The organism is Microbacterium sp. Bi98, from assembly GCF_918698045.1.
In the GTDB taxonomy this organism is placed as follows: Bacteria; Actinomycetota; Actinomycetes; order Actinomycetales; family Microbacteriaceae; genus Microbacterium.
Genome location: NZ_CAKKLK010000001.1, coordinates 589,202 through 606,240 on the forward strand (window position 1 = coordinate 589,202; position 17,039 = coordinate 606,240).

Below are 17,039 nucleotides of genomic sequence, written 5' to 3' on the forward strand. Positions count from 1 at the left end.
CGCGACCCCGCACGTCGATGCTCTGCCCGCCCACGGAGAACCACATCGTCACCGAACCCGCCCTCATCCGCGTCGCCTCGATCCCGGCCACCCATCCCTACGTGCGCGCCATCGCCGACACGGAGCAAGTGAAGGTCCTCCCCGATCCGCCCGTTCCCGGCGCAGCTGCGGGCGTCTGGTGGCCTCCGGTGGCTCTCACCCCGCAGTGGCTGGTGTCGCACGCAGATGAGTTCGATGTGCTGCACGTGCACTTCGGCCTCGAATCCTTCTCGCCCGACGAGCTGCGCGAGGCGCTCGAGACCGCGCACCGGCTCGGCCGCCCGGTCGTGTACACCGTGCACGACCTCGAGAACCCGCAGCTGGTCGACCAGGCGCCGTACCGAGAGCTGCTCGATGTGATCATCCCGTCGGCCGATCACCTGGTCACGCTCACCGCGACGGCGGCGGCCGAGATCGAACGACGGTGGCACCGGAGCAGCGAGGTGCTGGCGCACCCCACCCTGCTCGACGATGCGCCCGTGATCGGGCGCTCGGATGACGCGACCGTGCGGGTCGGCATCCACCTGCGCGACCTGCGTCCCAACATCGACGCGGAGCGTGCGGTCCGCACGGCTGTCGACGCGGCCGGACAGCTCGCCGAGGCGGGTCGCGCCGTCGACTTCGAGATCCTGCTGAACGAGCGCACGCGGGATGACGAGGCGGCAGCCCGCGTGGTCGCCGCCGCGGCCGACCACCCGTCGGTGCACGTGCGGCGCACCCCGCGGCTGAGCGACGCGGACATCGCCGCGTGGATCGGCGGCCTCGACCTCTTCGTCCTGCCGTACCTGCACGGAACCCACTCGGGATGGGTCGAGCTCTGCCACGACCTGGGGGTCCCCGTGGCCGGGACCGAGGTGGGGCACATCGGCTCGCAGCATCCCGACGACTTCTTCATCATCGGGCTCGACGACGCGCGGACGCTGGCCGAGGCCGTGTCGCGCGCGTCGGACGCGCCGCCCCGGCCGCCGATGGACACGCGCAGGTCCGAGAGGCTGGCCGAGCGGCAGGCGGTGCGCACCGCCCATGCGCGGCTGTACGCCGAGGCATGTGCGCGCGTCACCGAGGGGGCCCGCGCATGATCGGTCGCGAGCAGCTGCGGGTGCTGGTCGTGGCGCCCGAACGTCATCCTCTTCGCCAACCGCACGCGGGCGGGCTGGAGGCCGTGGTCTGGAACCGCGTGCGCTGGCTGCGCAGCCGCGGCCACCATGTGGAGCTGTGCGCGGCGGAGGGATCGGACTTCCTCGACGCCGACATAGACCTGCACCTGCCGAGTCCGCGGTGGCACCGGGCGCGGGATGCGTCCGACACCGACTTCCCCGAGGGGCACCGCCGTCTCATGACCGACGCCTTCGCGCGGGTACGGGATCGGCTCGACGCGCCGGAGACCCGCGTCGATGTCGTCGACAACCACAGCCTCCACGGCGATCCGATCCTGTGGAGCCGTGAGATCGGGGTTCCGGTCGTCACGACGCTGCACACCCCTCCCCTCGCCGACATGGTGATCGCGTCGAATGCTCTCGACGGCTCGTCGCCGCACAGGTTCCTCGCGGTCAGCCAGTACACGGCGCGCGCGTGGTCGGCCGAGGGCGTCGAGGCGTTCGTCTTCACCAACGGCGTCGACACCGCACAGTGGAGTCTGGGATCGGGCGGAGGGGACTGGGTGTGGTTCGGCCGGATCGTGCCCGAGAAGGCACCCCATCTCGCCATCGACGCCGCTCGACGCGCCGGCGCGCGGCTGAAGCTCGCGGGCCGCGTCGGCGACGCCGCCTATTTCGACCGCGAGGTGCGCCCGCGTCTCGGCCGGGGCATCGACTACGTCGGCGCGCTGCGACAGCCCGAGCTCGCCGAGCTCGTCGGGGCCTCATCGGTCGCCCTCGTGACACCGGTGTGGTCGGAGCCCTTCGGGCTGGTGATGGCCGAGGCGGTCATGACCGGCACGCCCGTCGCCGCGTTCGACTCGGGAGGCACCAGTGAGGTGCTCGCCGGAATCCCCGGCACCGCCGTGGTGCCGTCCGCCGACACCGAGGCGCTCGCGCGCGCCGCGACGAACCTGGTCGCGCAGTCGCGCAGCGGACTGCGCCGACGGGATGTGCGCGACGCCGCCTCCGCGCGGCATTCGCTCGACCATCGGCATCGCGAGATCGAACGGGTCCTCACCGTCGCCGCTCAGAGCGCGATGCCCGCCCACGAGTTCGTGGAGGCGGTCGGAGCATGATCGCCTGGTACGTGCACCATCACGGGTGGGGCCACCTGACGCGGATGCAGGCGATCCGCCCGCACCTCGCCGACGAGGTCACGGTGTTCTCGAGCCTGCCTGAGCCCGAGTCCCTGGCACCGCGGACGACATGGGTTCAGCTGCCCTCCGACTCCGACCCGGTCGTCGGGGCCGACGGAGTGCGCCGAGAGGCGCACGAGCTGGGCGATGTCACCGCGAACGGCAGCCTGCACTGGGCACCCCTCGGGCATCCCGGGCATCAGGCTCGCCTCTCGGTGATCGCCGACTGGGTGGCCGTCCACCCGACCGCGGCCTTCGTCGTCGACGTCAGCGTCGAGATCACGATGCTCGCCCGCCTGATGGGCGTGCCGACGATCGTCTTCGCTCAACCGGGCGAGCGCACCGACGCCCCGCACCGGCTCGGATACGACCTCGCCGACCTCATCCTGACGCCCTGGCCGCAGGGAACCATCGAGGCGACAGCGCTCGTCGGCCGCGAGCGCGTGCGAGCGGTCGGCGGCGTGTCTCGCTATGACGGCCGAGCCCGCGTCGACACCGGCGATGAGCACCCCCGTCGCGTGCTGTTCCTCGGCCGCGCTCTCGACCGTGACGGGCTCTCCGAGACCGTCGAGGTGCTCAGAGCGGACGGGTGGGACGTCGAGAGCGCCGGCGCGAACGACGACGATCGGGTCGACGACGTCTGGCCCCTGCTGTGCCGCGCCACGGTCGTGGTGAGCGCGGCGGGCCAGAACAGCATCGCCGACCTCGCCGCCGCCGATGCCCGCGCCGTCGTGATCGCCCAGGAGAGGCCCTTCGGCGAGCAGGAGGACATGGCCCGCGTGCTCGCCGCACAGGGCTTCGCCCAGAGTCTTCCGGTCGATGCGGAGCCCTCCCAGGTCGTGGACGGCATCCGCCGAGCTGCTGAGACCGCTCCCCGCTGGCACGCGTGGCAGGTGCACGGGGCTGCCGCCCGCGCCGCGAGCGCGATCGAAGAGGTGGCGTGATGAGCGTCCGCGTCGCCGTCATCACGCCGGCTTCGGTCAACCGTCTCGACCATCTGCAGCGTCAGCGGCGGTTCCTCGACGAGGTGAGCACGCCCGGCGTCGAGATCGTCCGCATCGAGGCGTGGCTGGATGCGGAGGCCCCGCCCGTGCAGCCCCCGGCCCTGTTCGTGCATGTGCCGCCGGGCGACCACGGCATGCGCGTCGGCGCGGCGCGGAACGCGGCGGCCTCGCTCGCGCTCGCTCGGGACGTCGACCTGCTGGTGTTCCTCGATGTCGACTGCCTGCCGGGACCGGGACTCGTCGAGCGATATATCGGTGCCGCGCGAACGCACCCGCAGGACCTCCTCTGCGGCCCGGTGACCTATCTCCACAGTGTGCAGCGCCCGTCGACACCGCACGATCTCGGCATCCTGACCCGTCCGCACCCCGCTCGCCCGCTGCCCGCGGGCGACGCCGTCGTGGCGGCGACCGATGACGAGTTCGACCTGTTCTGGTCGCTCTCGTTCGCGGTGACCCCCGAGACCTGGACGCGTCTCGGGGGATTCGACGAGGTGTACGAGGGCTACGGCGCCGAAGACACCGACCTGGGTCGACGCGCACGGGCGCGTGGCATCGGTCTGCGCTGGGTCGGCGGCGCGCATGCCTACCACCAGTGGCATCCGGCCGGCTCTCCGCCCTGGCGCCACCTCGACGACATCCTGCGCAACGGCGCTCTGTTCGCCGAGCGATGGGGCGAGTGGCCGATGCGCGGCTGGATAGACAGCTTCATCGAGGGCGGTGCCGTGGAACCTCACGGCGACGGCTTCCGCCGCGTCGATCGCGCGAGCGCATCCCGTCGTTGAACCGCTCGACGGGAGGTTCGGATGCCGGGGAATCCGCACTACGCTCGGCAGCATGACGGCGTCTTCCCCCGATGAGCACCCGCTGCTTCGCGCGCACCGCACCCTGCGTCCGGGATTCGGCACCGAAGCGGCGGTCTACGGAACGATCCTCGTGAGCGGACTGATCGCCGTCTCGTCCGCACACGGAGAGACGTCTGCCGCGGTGCTCCTGTCGGTCGGAGTGACCGTCATCGTCTTCTGGGCGGCGCATGTCTACGCGGGTGCCGTCGCCCGGCTCGGCCGAGACGATCCCGAGCAGATGGGCGTGCGCACGGCCATCGGCCGCTCGGTGCGCCATTCACTCGGGATGCTGAGCTCGGCCGGGATCCCCGCGCTCATCCTCGTCGCCGGCACGACGCGGGTCATTCCCGACGATGCCGCGAACGACGTCGCCCTGTGGTCAGGAACCGTCATCCTGGCCTTCCTCGGCTACGTGGCCTTCCTCCGTCGGGGCAGCTCCATCCCCGTCCGCAGCCTCGGGGCGCTGAGCACAGCGCTGTTCGGGGTGGCCTTCGTCGTGCTGAAGGCGTTCGTGCACTGACGTCCGGTCAGGCCGGCAGGATCACTCTGATCTGCGCGGCGACCTCGTCGACGATCTGCTCGACCGAGTGAGCGATGTTGATCGTGGCGGACATGGTCAGGAACATGACGGCCGAGACGATGCGGGCGAGCGCCGCGGCCTCGTCGGCCGAGACCCGCGTATCACGGGCGATGACGTCGGCGACCAGCTGCTCGGTCTGCCCGGTGAGGGCGAGCGCCTCACCGTGATGCGGTTCTTCGGGGTCGCCGAACACGATCTCACGCAGGTAGGTGCGGCCGTTGTCGATCTGGGTGCGGTTGCATTCGATGACCGGCCGGATCACCGCCAGCACACCCTCGAGAACACCGTCCGCGTCGGCGGCGGCGGCGCGTCCGCGCTCGAGCGCCTCGGCGTACATCGAGTTCTGCACGAGCAGCAGCAGCTCGCCCTTGGTCTTGGCGTAGAGGAAGAGCGTTCCCGTGCCGATGTCGGCGCGATCGGCGATCTCCTGCGTCGTGACGTCGTCCACCCCTCGTTCGGCGAAGAGCTCGCCGGCAGCGGTCGTGATGCGCTCGAGCTTGTCGAGCTTGTTGCGCTCACGTCGACCGAGAGGGCGGGAGTCGACAGTCATGACGTCCTTCGGAATAAATAATGATCACGCTCAGTTCTGATCATAGTCACCAGGGCGTGGGCTCGGTTCGCCCATTCTCCCACGAGCGCCTCATCGATCCACGGTGGAGCCGTGACGGCATCCGTTCGATCCCTCCCACAGAAAGCCCACCCTCATGCCTTCTCTCTCTGGAGCAGTAGTCCTCGTCACCGGCGCGAACGGAGGGATCGGCACGCACTTCGTCCGCGAGGCCCTCGCGCGCGGCGCCTCGAAGGTCTACGCCTCCGCACGCACGCCCCGCGAGTGGGACGACGAGCGCATCGTGCCGCTCGCCCTCGATGTCACCGACCCGGCATCGATCGCCGCAGCCGTCGCTGCCGCGCCCGACGTCACGGTGCTCATCAACAACGCCGGCGCCTCGCCCTCGAGCCCCGGCATCCTCTCGCACAGCGACGAGGAGATCCGCGCGAACGTCGAGACCAACTTCCTCGGCCCGCTGTTCCTCGCTCGCGCCTTCGCGCCGATCCTCTCGGCCCAGCCGCAGTCGGCGCTCATCGACATCCACTCGGCCTTGAGCTGGTACGCCGTCGCCGGCATCTACAGCGCGACCAAGGCGGCGCTGTGGTCGGCGACGAACTCGCTGCGCCTCGAGCTCGCCCCGGCCGGAGTGCACGTCGTCGGGGTGCACGTCGGATACGTCGACACGGCCATGGCGGCGAACGTCACCGACCCGAAGCTCGACCCGGCCGTGCTCGTGACCAAGGTGCTGGATGCCACGGAGGCGGGCGAGTACGAGGTGCTCGCCGACGACACCTCGGTGCAGGTCAGGGCCGCCCTGAGCGCCCCGCTCCAGGCGCTCTACCCGCAGCTGGCGCGCACCTCGGAGCAGTAGTCCACACGGCGAAGGCCCCGGGAGCGATCGGATCGCTCCCGGGGCCTTCGTGCGTCCGGATGCTCTGCAGCGATCAGGACTCAGGCTCCCCTGATCACGACCTTGCCGCGGATTCCGCCCCGGGTCAGCGACGCGATGCCGTCGGCGGCCTCCTCGAACGGGAGCACGCGACCGACGATCGGGCGGATGGCTCCCGCGTCGACGAGTTCTGCGATCTGGCGCAGCTGTTCGCCGCTCGCCCGCATGAAGAGGAACGTGTAGGCGACGCCCAGGCGCTTCGCCTGGGCCCGGACCTTGCGGCTGAGCACGGCCATGGCCAGTCGGAGCAGTGGATTGAGGCCGGCTGCGCGGGCGAACTCGGGTGTGGGCGGACCCGAGATCCCGACCGCCCTGCCTCCCGGCCGCAGGATGCGCAGCGACTTCTCGAGGTTCTCGCCGCCGAGGCTGTCGAGCACGACGTCGTATCCACTGAGGACCTCCTCGAAGTCCTCAGACCGGTAGTCGACGACATGGTCGGCGCCGAGCATCCTCACGAAGTCGGCGTTCGCGCCGCTCGCGGTCGTCGCCACCTCCGCACCCAGGTGCTTCGCGAGCTGGATCGCGATCGATCCGACGCCACCGGCTCCCGCATGGATCAGCACCTTGTCGCCCCGCCGCACCTCGCCGATCTCGACCAGGGCCTGCCAGGCCGTCAGCGCGACGAGCGGCAGCGACCCCGCCTCGTCCATCGTGATCGACGCGGGCTTCAGCGCCACGTCGCTCTCGTCGACCGCGATCCGCTCGGCGAAGGTCCCGATGCGACGATCGCGTGGACGCGCGTAGACCTCGTCGCCGATCGCGAAACGGCTCACGCCGGCGCCGACGCGGATGACCGTCCCCGCGACGTCGCGCCCGAGGACGATCGGCAGACGGTACGGCAGGATCGCTCTGAACTCGCCGGCGCGGATCTTCTCATCCAGCTGGTTGACACCTGCCGCCTGCACGCGGACGAGCACGTCGTGCTCGCCCACGGAGGGCTCGGGCACGTCGGCCGCATGCACGGCGGTGTCGTACTTCGAGAGGACGAAAGCTCTCATGGGTGATCTCCGAAATCCGTCGCAGAATAACGACTGAACTCTATTATGAGCGCACTCAGTTTTATTGTCAACGGCGAGATGCTCTCAGTCGAGTCGAGAGGACAGCTCCTCGATGATCTGCGCGACCTCGCGTCGCGCATCCGCCAACCGTTCGATCTCCGCGTCGAGGCCGGCGAGCGCGGTGTCGGACGATCCGTGACGGCGTGCGATCTGCAGGTTCGCCCGGATGTTCAGCGACGCCCCCGACAATCCGGCGCCCAGGGCCTCTGCGGCGACGGCGAGATCAACGGCGATGTGAGGGTTGCCCGCCTCGACGAGCACCCGCACGTCGCGCAGCATCCGCACGCCGATGCCACCGACCTGCGCCGCGGACTCGGCCGCCTCGACGGCCGCCTCGCGGACGCGCTCGTCGCGGGACGGGTCGTCGCTCGGCAGTGCGAGAGCAGCCCCGAAGCGTGCCGAGACGACGCCGTCCGCCTCGACCGCCCGCAGCGCCTCGACGCGTCGCCCGGCGAGCGGATCGAGGCGCTCCGATGCTCGAGGGTCGTCATCGGAGTACCCGCCCACCATGCTCATCAGCGAGGCGGCGATCGCGAGCATCACTCCCGACGCGGCGCCGCCCCCGGGAGAACCGGTCGGACGACTCAGCGCGTCGAACCAGTCGTCCATCGGGGTGGATGCGGGGATGTCGGCGGAGTCCTCCATGACCGTCACCCTACGAGCTACGACCAGAGCAGCGGGAGCAGCGACACCACGAGACCCGCGAACCCGACGCCGGCGAACACGATCCCGAGGGTGAGGACGACGCGCCGTGCGTGCGGCGGCTCCCCCACTCGTGCGTGGGAGGGGTTGTTCGCGCTGACCACTCCGTCGGCCCAGCCGGCCTCCGCGGTCGCCGATTCCTGCCGGCTCAGCGGTCGCTCGTGGAAGTCTCCCCCGGCGAACCAGCGGGCGAGCAACGCCCCGTCGCGCTCGATGACGGCGATCTCTGCGGGCAGCCACGGCCCCTCGATCGTCCGGATGAGGACGCCGATCAGCAGCATCGGCAGACCGAGCCCGAGACCGACCCACGACAGCACCTCGCCGACGAGCGCGAGGGTGTCGAGCATCTGCATGATCTCATCGTAGAGAGTTCGGTTAACCCTCGTCGGCCTCTGACGCAAGGCCCTCGGCACACTCGCTTCGATCGCATAGCGTCGGCCACACGAGAGGGAGGAGCGCACAATGAGCACGAACATCGAGATCGACGGCCGGAATTTCGTGCTGCGTGACGATCGCCCTCTGAGGCAGGTGATGGACGAGATCGAGGCCGCCGCATCCGCAGCGCCGACCTTCATCACCCTGTCGGGCGACGACCGCAGCATCAGCGTGCTCATCCGCCCCACGACGCGCGTGGTGATCTCGGTCGAGAAGGCCGCGCACGTCGATACGACCGGACGCATCGAGCCGGACCACGCCTCCTGGGACCTCCCGTTCGAAGACTGGGAGATGTGACGTGCAGGAGCTGTGGCTCGTCAGGCACGGAGAGAGTGTCGGCAACGTCGCCGCGACAGCCGCGGAGACCGCCCGCGCCGAGGTGATCGACCTCGCGACCCGAGACGCCGATGTGCCGTTGTCGACCACCGGCGCCGAGCAGGCGCGAGCGCTGGCGGCCGCGTTGCACGGCGGCCCTGTCACGCCCCAGGTCGCCTGGTTGTCGCCGTACGTGCGGGCCCAGCAGACGTTCGCGCTCAGCATGGAGGGGGTGGAGGGCGTCGCCGGCGTCGAGCGGGTGCTCACCGACGAACGGCTGCGCGACAGAGAGCTCGGCATCCTCGATCTGCTGACCCGGTGGGGCGTCGCCGCCCGGCATCCCGAAGAGGCCGACCGTCGGGCGCGACTGGGCAAGTACTACCACCGGCCGCCCGGAGGAGAGTCGTGGGCCGATGTGTCCCTGCGCCTGCGGTCGTTCCTGCGAGACGCACTGGCCGACGACGCCCGCGTCGGTCTCGTCGTCGCGCATGATGCCGTCGTGATGCTGCTGGTCGCACTGCTGACCGGAATGGACGAGACGCGCCTCATGCAGTTCGCCTCGACGAACCCGGTGCTCAACGCCTCGGTGACGCGGCTGCGCCTGGACGGCCGGCAGTGGCAGCTCGAGGACTTCTCCGACGTGCGCCACCTCGCGCAGCTGGGCGCCGACATCACCGTGCACCCGGGAAGCCCCGATGTCGGCCCGGGATGAGCCGACGCGGGTGACGCCGCAGCTGCTGCAGGAGTGGGGTCTGCCCGACCCCGGCGACTCGAAGAAGTCCCGCGGCACGGCGATGATCATCGGCGGCTCGTCTCTCTCGGCCGGCGCGGTCGTGCTGGGCGGGGAGGCCATGCTGCGCGTCGGAGCGGGCAAGGTCGCGGTCACGACCGACGCCTCGGTCGCGGATGTCGTGCGGATCGCGTTCCCCGAGGCCGGGGTCTACGAATCGCCCGGTCCGGGCGAACCGATGACCGACGACCTGCGCAGCGCCTGCGAAGGAGCGGATGCGGTGCTGGTCGGGCCGGGGCTGGACGACCCCGACGATGCCCTCGGGTGGCTGCGGCGGCTGGCGGGCCACGACATCTCCTGCCTCGTGGTCGACGCCTTCGCCGTCGGTGCACTGCGCGACGTGCCGCGCTCGGATCTTCCGGCGTCCCTGATCGTCAACGCCAATCTCGACGAGGCCGAGCTCCTGCTGGGCCGCCCCGTCGACGACCTCTTCTCGGACCTGCCGGGACTCGCTCAGGAGCTCGACGCCGTGATCCACTGCTACTCCGCCGTGGTCTCACCCTCGGGCACCGCATGGCGACTCGACGACGGCGGCCCCGGCCTCGGCACGGCCGGATCGGGCGACGTCGTCGCGGGCGCCATCACCGGCTTCGCCGCCCGAGGACTCGCCCCGGAACGCGCCGCCGTCTGGGGAGCATGGGCGCACGCCCGCGCAGGAGACCGACTCGCCGAGCGCAGGGGTCTCGGCTACCTCGCCCGCGAGCTGGTGCGCGAACTCCCCGCCGCCGTGCTCGACGACGTCGACGGGGCTCGAGGCGACGTCGACTGAGCCTCAGGTCACGCGTCCGTCGCCCGGTCGCGAGACCCGGAGCCAGCGGTAGCCGTATGCCGGCACCTCCAGTTCGACCTCGCCGTCCGGCCCCAGCGCGATCTGGGCGGGATCGAGCAGATCGACGAGCCTCGTGCCCTCAGGCTCGTCCTCCACCCGGAACGACGTGGTGACCGGCACCTCGGCGAAGTTGTGGAGGGCGATCATCCTGCCCACGTCCGCGGCGAGCGAGTGCGCGAGGAGCGAGGCGGCCGGCTGGTCGATGATCTCGAGCGTTCCCCAGCCGAGTTCCGGCGAGATCCGGTACGCCGAGGTGAGCGCCCGCACGAAATACAGCATCGACTCGCGGTCACCCAGCTGCGCGGCCACGTTCACGTGCTCCGGCGCGTACCCGTCGGACGGTGGCCGAGCGACGAGCCGGCTGGGCGGGGCATCCGAGAATCCCCCGTTCTTGTCGACCGACCACTGCATCGGCGTCCGCACCGCTTCGCGGCCGGGGATCTCGATGTTCTCCCCCATGCCGATCTCCTCGCCGTAGAACAGCACCGGGGTGCCGGGCAGGGTGAAGAGCAGGCTGTAGGCCATGCGGATGCGACGAGGGTCGCCCTCGAGCATCGGAGGAAGGCGGCGGGTGATGCCCCGCCCGAACACGCGCTGGCGCTCATCGGGCGCGAAGGCGTCGAACACCTCCTGACGCTCGCTGTCGCTGAGCTTGTCGAGGGTCAGCTCGTCGTGGTTGCGCAGGAAGTTCGCCCACTGCACCTCGGATCCGAGCACGGGTCGAGCCCGCAGAGCCTCGATCAGCGGAGCGGGGTCCTTGCGGGCGAACGACAGGTACAGCGACTGCATCCCGACGAAGTCGAACTGCATGGTGAGCTCGTCCTCATCATCACCGCCGAAGTACTGCACCTGCTGGTCGTAGGGCAGGTTGACCTCGCCGAGCAGGATCGCCTCGCTCGACCGGCGCTGCAGGAAGCGGCGGATGTCGCGCAGCAGATCGTGGGGCTCGGGGATGCCGGAGCCCTCGGGGATCTCGAGCAGGAAGGGCACCGCATCGACGCGGAAGCCGGAGATGCCCAGCTGCAACCAGAAGCCGATGACCTTCGCGATCTCGTCACGCACCCGAGGGTTGGCGATGTTCAGGTCGGGCTGGTGCTCGTAGAAGCTGTGCTGGTACCACTGCCCCGACTTCTCCTCCTTGCCCCAGATGCCGTTCGCCTGCCCGGGGAAGACGGCGTTCTTCTGCCCCTTCGGAGGTGCATCGTCACGCCACACGTAGTAGTCGCGATACGGCGAATCCACACTCCGTTTCGCGGCGACGAACCACGGATGCCGGTCGGAGGTGTGGTTGATGACCAGGTCGACGATCACCCGCATCCCGCGGTCCCGTGCAGTGCGGATGACCTCGACGAAGTCGCCGTGGGTGCCGAGTCGCGAGTCGATCCCGTAGAAGTCGCTGACGTCGTAGCCGTCGTCGCGGTCGGGCGTCGGATAGAACGGCATCAGCCACAGGCAGGTGACGCCGAGCTGCGAGAGGTAGTCGATGCGCTCGGAGAGGCCCTGCAGATCGCCGACGCCGTCGCCGTTCGAGTCGAGGAACGTCTCGACGTCGAGGCAGTAGATGACTGCGGTCTTCCACCAGAGGTCGCTCGTGTCGGTGATCTTCACAGTCGCTCCTTCAAGGCGGGGATGAGCTCGGATGCTGCGGCGTCGAGGTATCGGGACTGCTCGGAGCCGACGTGATGCAGGTAGACGCGGTCGAACCCGATCCGAACCAGATCCGCGATGCGGTCGGCCAGTGCGGTCGCGTCGTGGTCGATGAGGACGGCCTTGCGGAGCCCCTCCTCATCGATCCCGACCAGCGCCGCCTCGAAGTCCTCCGGCTGCTCGAGATCCCAGGTGACCGGAGGCGCGAGCAGTCCGTTCCGCCACTGCTCGCGCGCGATCCCGAACGCCGCATCGTCGCTCTCGGCCAGGCTGAGATGCACCTGCAGGATGCAGGGACCCGTGCCTCCTGCACCTCGGTAGGCATCGACGACGCGCTGCAGTGCGGCCGGTTCCTGCGCGACCGTCGCGAGGCCCTGCGCCCACGACGCCGCCCACTCCGCCGTCTCGGCGCTCACAGCGGTCGCGAACAGCGGCGGCGGTTCAGCCGGTCGGCTCCAGACCCGCGCGCGATGCACGCGCACCAGACCGTCGTGGTCCACCTCCTCTCCCCCGATCAGTCGGCGGATCACGTCGACGCTCTCGCGCAGTCGGTCGTTGCGGATGCTCTTGTCGGGCCATCCGTCGCCCGTCACGTGCTCGTTGACCGCTTCGCCGCTGCCCATCGCCGCCCAGAAGCGGCCGGGGAACATCTCCTCCAGCGTCGCGAACGCCTGCGCGATCATCACCGGGTGATACCGCTGACCCGGAGCATTGACCATGCCGATCGAGAAGCGGGTGCGGGCGAGCGCGGCGGCGATCCAGCTCAGGGCGAAACCCGACTCGCCCTGAGCCGTGGTCCACGGTGCGAGGTGGTCGGAGCACATCGCCCCGTCGAACCCTGCGCGCTCCGCCTCGACCACGGCCTCGAGCAGGGCGCTCGGGGGGATCTGCTCGTGCGATGCATGAAAACCGATGAACACCATGCGCCGAGTCTGGCAACGAACAGCGCGCGGCGGCAGTGGTGGACACTCCGGAACGAGTCTGGCAAGATGCGACGCCCGGACCGGCCCGCGGTCTCAGCTGCCCGGGCTCACGATCCCGAGCTCGTAGGCCAGGATCACCGCCTGGACGCGACTTGGCAGATCGAGCTTCACCAGGATGCGGCCGAAATGCGCCTTGACCGTCGACTCGCTCAGATGCAGCGTCTGCGCGATCTCGCTGTTGGTGAGGCCGCGCGCGACCTGCAGGAAGACGTCACGTTCCCGCTCGGTCAGCGCCGAGAGCGCGCCCTCCCGGGCCCCGGGGTTCGGCGGCGCGAGGTGCGGCAGGGCGACTTCGATGAGCTTCGCGGTGATGCGGGGTGCGACCACCGCATCCCCGGTGGCGACCGTGCGGATCGCGGCGACGAGCTCGGCCGGTCTCGTGTTCTTGAGCAGGAACCCGGCGGCCCCGGCCTGCAGGGCTCCGAAGGCGAACTCGTCGAGATCGTACGTGGTCAGCACCAGCACCCTGGTCCGCGGCAGACGCGCCGATCTGCGCCGTCGCTCGGTCCGGTCCACCGATCTCGTACGACGAGTCGAGGACGACGAGGCCGGGTTCCGGGTGGGACGAATCGATGAGCACGCATGTCACCTGCACCGGGAAGAGCCGGGAGACGGCGTCCGCACCCGATCCGTCGACGATCTTCGTGATGCGGAGATCACCGGTGGTGAACACGTTGGTGATCGCCACAGACGTCTGATCCGAGGAGTCCACATCCGGGAGCGGTGCGAGCTCCGCTGTGGTTCCGGCGACGGCGTCGCCTGCCTGTGCGCCCTCGGTCACGACCAGGGTGGTGTAGTCGGCATCCGCCGGATCGGTCTCCGTGACTCCGCACTCGGCGCCCTGCGGAAGCTCGGTCCACGTGATCGTCTCTCCATCGGCGATCGCCCTCACCCTGCCGGGGTGACACCGGGTGGTGGCGCGGCGAGCGTGCTCATCCGCCGCAGATGACGGCTAGCGCGCCTCAGATGACGGCTAGCGCGACCGGGCTTCGCTCTCGATGGGCTGCCGGCTGGCCGACTCACGCACTCGGAACCACAGCGTCAACTCCATGATCGCGCGACCGATCATGTCGTGATCGCCCATGCGGAGATCGTCGAACGAGTCGCGATATCCCGAGGCCGTTCCAGGCTCGGGAGCGACGAGGGACTGATATCCCATCGTCCAGTCCCGGAAGCGCCGTTCGTGCAGCGGTTCTTCGATCAGCACGCGGACATCCGTGTGGCGCGGGTCGCGGCCGATCCGCTCCATCAACGCCTCAACGTCAGACCTGGGCCCCTCGAGGATCTGCACGAACTCTCCGCCGCGGTAGAGCAGCATCCCGGTGATGTCGCGGTCGCTGTTGCGGGCGCGACTCACCGCCAGCAGTTCACCGAGCTCGTGTTCGCCGAACGGCTGCGTGGCGCTGCTGCAGTAGACGAGCGAGACGAGCGGATTCTGTTCAGTCATTCCGCACCCCGTCCCTGCCGTGGTGAGCGGACCGATGCGCGCTGACCTCGACGGTGGCCGTCACCGCTGCCATCGCTCGATGGTGGTCCGCGAAGTCGCCGATGGAGCGCGAGGCCGCATCGAATGCGCGCCAGACGCCGTCGGACAGACGGTCGACGTAGCCGAGGAAGGAGCCGTCCTGGCTGCCCACGTAGAAGCCGTCTGCCACGCTCGCCCAGAGCGGGCGAACAGGCGTCGGCGATTGATCACCCATACTCTCAGCGTACCTTCGAGATTCCGGGCGGGCTCCGGATCATCCTCCAGGCGGAGTGACGATCGGAACACGCGGTCCGGCTCTGGCAGGATCAAGGACATGATCACGGTTCACCTGCGCTACGAGATCGACCCCGACAAGCTCGACGACTTCACCGAGTACGGCCGGGCATGGATCCGTCTGGTGGCGAAGCACGGCGGGACCCACCACGGCTACTTCATGCCGAGCGAAGGCGACAGCGATGAGGCGTTCGCGCTGTTCACGTTCCCCTCGTTGGCCGAGTACGAGGTCTACCGCACGGCATCGAAGACCGACCCCGAGTGCATCGAGGCCTTCGAGTTCGCGCGCAGGACCCAGTGCATCCGCCGCTACGAGCGCCGCTTCCTCAGCCCCGTCTTCTCGGCCGACGCCGACTGAGGAGGATGCTCCCGCCCGGTGCGTCAAGGGGGTTCGACGGTGCCGCTCTCCGTCCTAGCGTCTGCGCATGGCTATCGAACTGAATCACCCCGCCCTCCGACACGCCCGCTCGCTGGTCCGCGACGGCAAGGTCGTCCGCGACGAGCGCGACGACTGGTCGGAGGCCGCGCCCAGCGCTGACGACGAGAACCGCTTCATCGAGCAGCACGGATGGACCGAGTTCTCCCACTGGCACCTGGGCATCGACAAGAGCGAGAACCCCGAGACGAAGGAGGCGTACTCCTTCCCCTTCGGGGATCTCCGCTCGGTACGCCGCTCGGGAGTCATCTCCGGTGAGAGCCGTGCCGGGCAGTACGACCACACCGAGATCCGCGACGAGCTGCGCAAACTCCTCGAGCTGATCGACGCCGACCGCGACTAGCTCGGACTCCGGATACCTCAGTCCGAAAGCGACCGTTTGCCGGGATGTTCGGCCCCGGCCGTGGCCACGGACCGCGACATCATGATCTCGATCCGTCCGTCGGGAAACGTCTCGCTCGCCCCATCTGGCGTGAATCCCAGGCGCGTGTACGCCGCGATCCCCCGGGGGTTGCTCTCCATCACACCGAGATGGATCGTGTCCGCTCCACGGGAGGAGACATAGTCCACGCAGGCGACCATCAGCGCGTCGACGGCTCCCTGACCCCGGTGATCCGGTGCGACCCAGACCCCGTTGACCACCCAGCGGCCACTCATGTCGTAGACGCCGCCGATGCCGACGTCCTCGCCATCGATGCTCGCGATGAATGCTCCGGGATGAGTCGAACGGCTCCGCCAGACATCGTCGCCGAACGCGGACTCCCGCTGCAGTGTCGACCCGAACATCTCCGGGGACTCTGCGAGCGCGGCCAGGCGAAGGTCTCGGTAGCGTTCCCACGTCGCAGAGGGCGCCGGAGTGATCGTCACATGCATGCCAGAAGCCTGCCAGAGCGCGGCACGCGACGTGAGATCCGTCGCTGCCTAGACCCCCGTGCCGTCGCTGAGCGCGTTGCGCTTGTCGCATCGGCTCTCCCGAATGACGCTGATGACGCTGATCGGCAGCAGGATCAGAAGCAGGCTCTCCACGTACCCGAGCGCTCCGGTCCCCGAGTCGTCCGCAGGCGAATGCTGCACGGGGACCGATGCGGACGGAAGCCCGACGTCGGACCCGACGTAGAGGACCCAGTCGGTGAGAGCGTGAATGAGCATGGCGACCCAGATGCGTCCGGTGACGCGACGGATCCAGTAGTAGGTGGCGCCGGCTGACATCAGGGCGATCACATTGAAGGCGATGATGAAGAGCGGCAGACCGCTGAACAGGTAACCCGGAATATGGGCGAGCGCGAACACGAAGCACGTGAGGAGGAACACGGCGAACTCGCCGAAGTGCGCGCGGACCGCTGTGAGCAAGACGCCCCGGATCACCAGCTCCTCACCGAAGCCGACCATCAGCGTTCCCAGCGCCACGACGACCAGGAAGCCGAGCGAGCGCTCAGCCCAAGGCACGTCGAACAGCTCGACCACCGGCACGGCGAACGCGAGCACGGGTATCGAGATCAGCCACCACCGGCGAGGGGTGAGGGTCGGGGTCGGTCGCTCCCTCCACACCTCGGCACCCCCGCCTGCCCACCGCAGGAACAGCAGAACGCCGCCGATGCCAACAGCGAGGGGGATGAAGTGACCGAGGGAGAAGTCCGCCAACGAGCCGTCGTCGCCGACCAGCCCGCTGAGGAGGTTGCCGAGCCCCCATGCGCAGAGAACGTAGAAGACCACGACCCCGAGTGCGAGCCAGATGCTGCGGGGACGTCCGATTGCGGTCTTCATCCTGAGGCTCCCCTGATCCGGCGGGCGTCGCCCCGTCGACGCCGCATGAGAGCGAGCTTCCGGTCTCCGAGGCAATCCTAGG

Annotated in this window: 22 protein-coding genes and 1 pseudogene; 11 read left to right on the forward strand and 12 right to left on the reverse strand. The window is 69.5% G+C overall.

The window, feature by feature from the left end; translation table 11 throughout:
• Positions 1 to 17 precede the first annotated feature (17 nt).
• The 5 genes from LQZ85_RS02925 to LQZ85_RS02945 are packed head-to-tail and all read left to right on the forward strand — an operon-like array spanning position 18 to position 4,680.
• Entirely contained in the window at positions 18 to 1,118 is a 1,101-nt protein-coding gene (locus LQZ85_RS02925) for a glycosyltransferase (protein WP_230100426.1), read from the forward strand.
• Positions 1,115 to 2,254, forward strand: a complete 1,140-nt coding sequence (locus LQZ85_RS02930) for a glycosyltransferase (protein WP_230100427.1) — start codon at positions 1,115 to 1,117, stop codon at positions 2,252 to 2,254. Before LQZ85_RS02925 ends, LQZ85_RS02930 begins: the two co-directional genes overlap by 4 nt.
• The gene (locus LQZ85_RS02935) at positions 2,251 to 3,258 is read left to right on the forward strand and encodes a glycosyltransferase (protein ID WP_230100428.1); all 1,008 of its coding nucleotides are present in this window, start codon (positions 2,251 to 2,253) and stop codon (positions 3,256 to 3,258) included. The genes LQZ85_RS02930 and LQZ85_RS02935 overlap by 4 nt, the downstream gene beginning before the upstream one ends.
• Positions 3,258 to 4,100, forward strand: coding sequence for a galactosyltransferase-related protein (locus tag LQZ85_RS02940; RefSeq protein ID WP_187250236.1), 843 nt, complete (start codon positions 3,258 to 3,260; stop codon positions 4,098 to 4,100). Before LQZ85_RS02935 ends, LQZ85_RS02940 begins: the two co-directional genes overlap by 1 nt.
• 52 nt (positions 4,101 to 4,152) lie before the next feature.
• Positions 4,153 to 4,680 carry a hypothetical protein gene (locus LQZ85_RS02945; protein ID WP_230100429.1) on the forward strand — a complete coding sequence of 176 codons (528 nt, stop codon included), beginning with the start codon at positions 4,153 to 4,155 and terminating at the stop codon, positions 4,678 to 4,680.
• A 7-nt stretch (positions 4,681 to 4,687) separates the two neighbouring features.
• Here LQZ85_RS02945 and LQZ85_RS02950 read toward each other — a convergent pair whose 3' ends face one another.
• Positions 4,688 to 5,290, reverse strand: coding sequence for a TetR/AcrR family transcriptional regulator (locus tag LQZ85_RS02950; protein WP_053097652.1), 603 nt, complete (start codon positions 5,288 to 5,290; stop codon positions 4,688 to 4,690).
• A gap of 154 nt (positions 5,291 to 5,444) precedes the next feature.
• Between LQZ85_RS02950 and LQZ85_RS02955 the strand changes: the two genes are divergently transcribed.
• Positions 5,445 to 6,161 carry an SDR family oxidoreductase gene (locus LQZ85_RS02955; RefSeq protein ID WP_230100430.1) on the forward strand — a complete coding sequence of 239 codons (717 nt, stop codon included), beginning with the start codon at positions 5,445 to 5,447 and terminating at the stop codon, positions 6,159 to 6,161.
• Between the two features lie 80 nt (positions 6,162 to 6,241).
• Here the strand turns inward: LQZ85_RS02955 and LQZ85_RS02960 are convergent, their stop codons facing one another.
• The 3 genes from LQZ85_RS02960 to LQZ85_RS02970 all read right to left on the reverse strand — a co-directional run bounded on the left by LQZ85_RS02960 (position 6,242) and on the right by LQZ85_RS02970 (position 8,352).
• A complete protein-coding gene (locus LQZ85_RS02960; RefSeq protein WP_230100431.1) occupies positions 6,242 to 7,237 on the reverse strand; it encodes an NADP-dependent oxidoreductase in 996 nt (331 codons plus the stop codon).
• Positions 7,238 to 7,321: 84 nt separating this feature from the next.
• A complete protein-coding gene (locus tag LQZ85_RS02965) occupies positions 7,322 to 7,942 on the reverse strand; it encodes a cyclodeaminase/cyclohydrolase family protein (protein ID WP_072591775.1) in 621 nt (206 codons plus the stop codon).
• Between the two features lie 17 nt (positions 7,943 to 7,959).
• On the reverse strand, positions 7,960 to 8,352 hold the full coding sequence (locus tag LQZ85_RS02970) for a hypothetical protein (protein ID WP_230100432.1): 393 nt from the start codon (positions 8,350 to 8,352) through the stop codon (positions 7,960 to 7,962).
• Positions 8,353 to 8,461: 109 nt separating this feature from the next.
• Here LQZ85_RS02970 and LQZ85_RS02975 point away from each other — a divergent pair, with 109 nt between their 5' ends.
• From LQZ85_RS02975 to LQZ85_RS02985, 3 genes are read left to right on the forward strand one after another with little or no spacing between them, the layout of a single operon-like run.
• Positions 8,462 to 8,731 (forward strand): hypothetical protein, encoded by a 270-nt coding sequence (locus LQZ85_RS02975; protein ID WP_053097657.1) that lies wholly within the window; start codon positions 8,462 to 8,464, stop codon positions 8,729 to 8,731.
• A gap of 1 nt (position 8,732) precedes the next feature.
• A complete protein-coding gene (locus LQZ85_RS02980) occupies positions 8,733 to 9,461 on the forward strand; it encodes a histidine phosphatase family protein (RefSeq protein WP_072591776.1) in 729 nt (242 codons plus the stop codon).
• Positions 9,445 to 10,308: an ADP/ATP-dependent (S)-NAD(P)H-hydrate dehydratase gene (locus LQZ85_RS02985; protein ID WP_056279519.1), complete on the forward strand. Its 864-nt coding sequence runs from the start codon at positions 9,445 to 9,447 to the stop codon at positions 10,306 to 10,308. The genes LQZ85_RS02980 and LQZ85_RS02985 overlap by 17 nt, the downstream gene beginning before the upstream one ends.
• Positions 10,309 to 10,311: 3 nt before the next feature.
• Here the strand turns inward: LQZ85_RS02985 and LQZ85_RS02990 are convergent, their stop codons facing one another.
• The 6 genes and pseudogenes from LQZ85_RS02990 to LQZ85_RS03010 form a co-directional block, all read right to left on the reverse strand.
• Positions 10,312 to 11,976, reverse strand: coding sequence for an alpha-amylase family protein (locus LQZ85_RS02990; RefSeq protein WP_230100433.1), 1,665 nt, complete (start codon positions 11,974 to 11,976; stop codon positions 10,312 to 10,314).
• Positions 11,973 to 12,938: a TIGR03885 family FMN-dependent LLM class oxidoreductase gene (locus LQZ85_RS02995; RefSeq protein ID WP_230100434.1), complete on the reverse strand. Its 966-nt coding sequence runs from the start codon at positions 12,936 to 12,938 to the stop codon at positions 11,973 to 11,975. Before LQZ85_RS02995 ends, LQZ85_RS02990 begins: the two co-directional genes overlap by 4 nt.
• A 93-nt stretch (positions 12,939 to 13,031) precedes the next feature.
• Entirely contained in the window at positions 13,032 to 13,457 is a 426-nt protein-coding gene (locus LQZ85_RS03000; protein WP_230100435.1) for a response regulator transcription factor, read from the reverse strand.
• A gap of 217 nt (positions 13,458 to 13,674) precedes the next feature.
• Positions 13,675 to 13,890 (reverse strand): annotated as a pseudogene (locus LQZ85_RS17925) (DUF5979 domain-containing protein); the annotation flags it as partial.
• An 81-nt stretch (positions 13,891 to 13,971) separates the two neighbouring features.
• Entirely contained in the window at positions 13,972 to 14,445 is a 474-nt protein-coding gene (locus LQZ85_RS03005; RefSeq protein WP_230100436.1) for a BLUF domain-containing protein, read from the reverse strand.
• Positions 14,438 to 14,698 carry a hypothetical protein gene (locus LQZ85_RS03010; protein ID WP_056279511.1) on the reverse strand — a complete coding sequence of 87 codons (261 nt, stop codon included), beginning with the start codon at positions 14,696 to 14,698 and terminating at the stop codon, positions 14,438 to 14,440. The genes LQZ85_RS03005 and LQZ85_RS03010 overlap by 8 nt, the downstream gene beginning before the upstream one ends.
• 99 nt (positions 14,699 to 14,797) lie before the next feature.
• On the opposite strand from LQZ85_RS03010, the gene LQZ85_RS03015 reads away from it, so the two are divergent.
• Positions 14,798 to 15,115: an NIPSNAP family protein gene (locus tag LQZ85_RS03015; protein ID WP_053097674.1), complete on the forward strand. Its 318-nt coding sequence runs from the start codon at positions 14,798 to 14,800 to the stop codon at positions 15,113 to 15,115.
• A gap of 67 nt (positions 15,116 to 15,182) precedes the next feature.
• Positions 15,183 to 15,536 (forward strand): hypothetical protein, encoded by a 354-nt coding sequence (locus LQZ85_RS03020; protein ID WP_072591808.1) that lies wholly within the window; start codon positions 15,183 to 15,185, stop codon positions 15,534 to 15,536.
• A gap of 17 nt (positions 15,537 to 15,553) precedes the next feature.
• On the opposite strand, the gene LQZ85_RS03025 is transcribed toward LQZ85_RS03020, so the two are convergent.
• Both LQZ85_RS03025 and LQZ85_RS03030 read right to left on the reverse strand, forming a co-directional pair.
• The gene (locus LQZ85_RS03025) at positions 15,554 to 16,066 is read right to left on the reverse strand and encodes a GNAT family N-acetyltransferase (protein WP_230100437.1); all 513 of its coding nucleotides are present in this window, start codon (positions 16,064 to 16,066) and stop codon (positions 15,554 to 15,556) included.
• Positions 16,067 to 16,114: 48 nt separating this feature from the next.
• A complete protein-coding gene (locus tag LQZ85_RS03030; RefSeq protein ID WP_230100438.1) occupies positions 16,115 to 16,957 on the reverse strand; it encodes a type II CAAX endopeptidase family protein in 843 nt (280 codons plus the stop codon).
• Between the last annotated feature and the right edge of the window lie 82 nt (positions 16,958 to 17,039).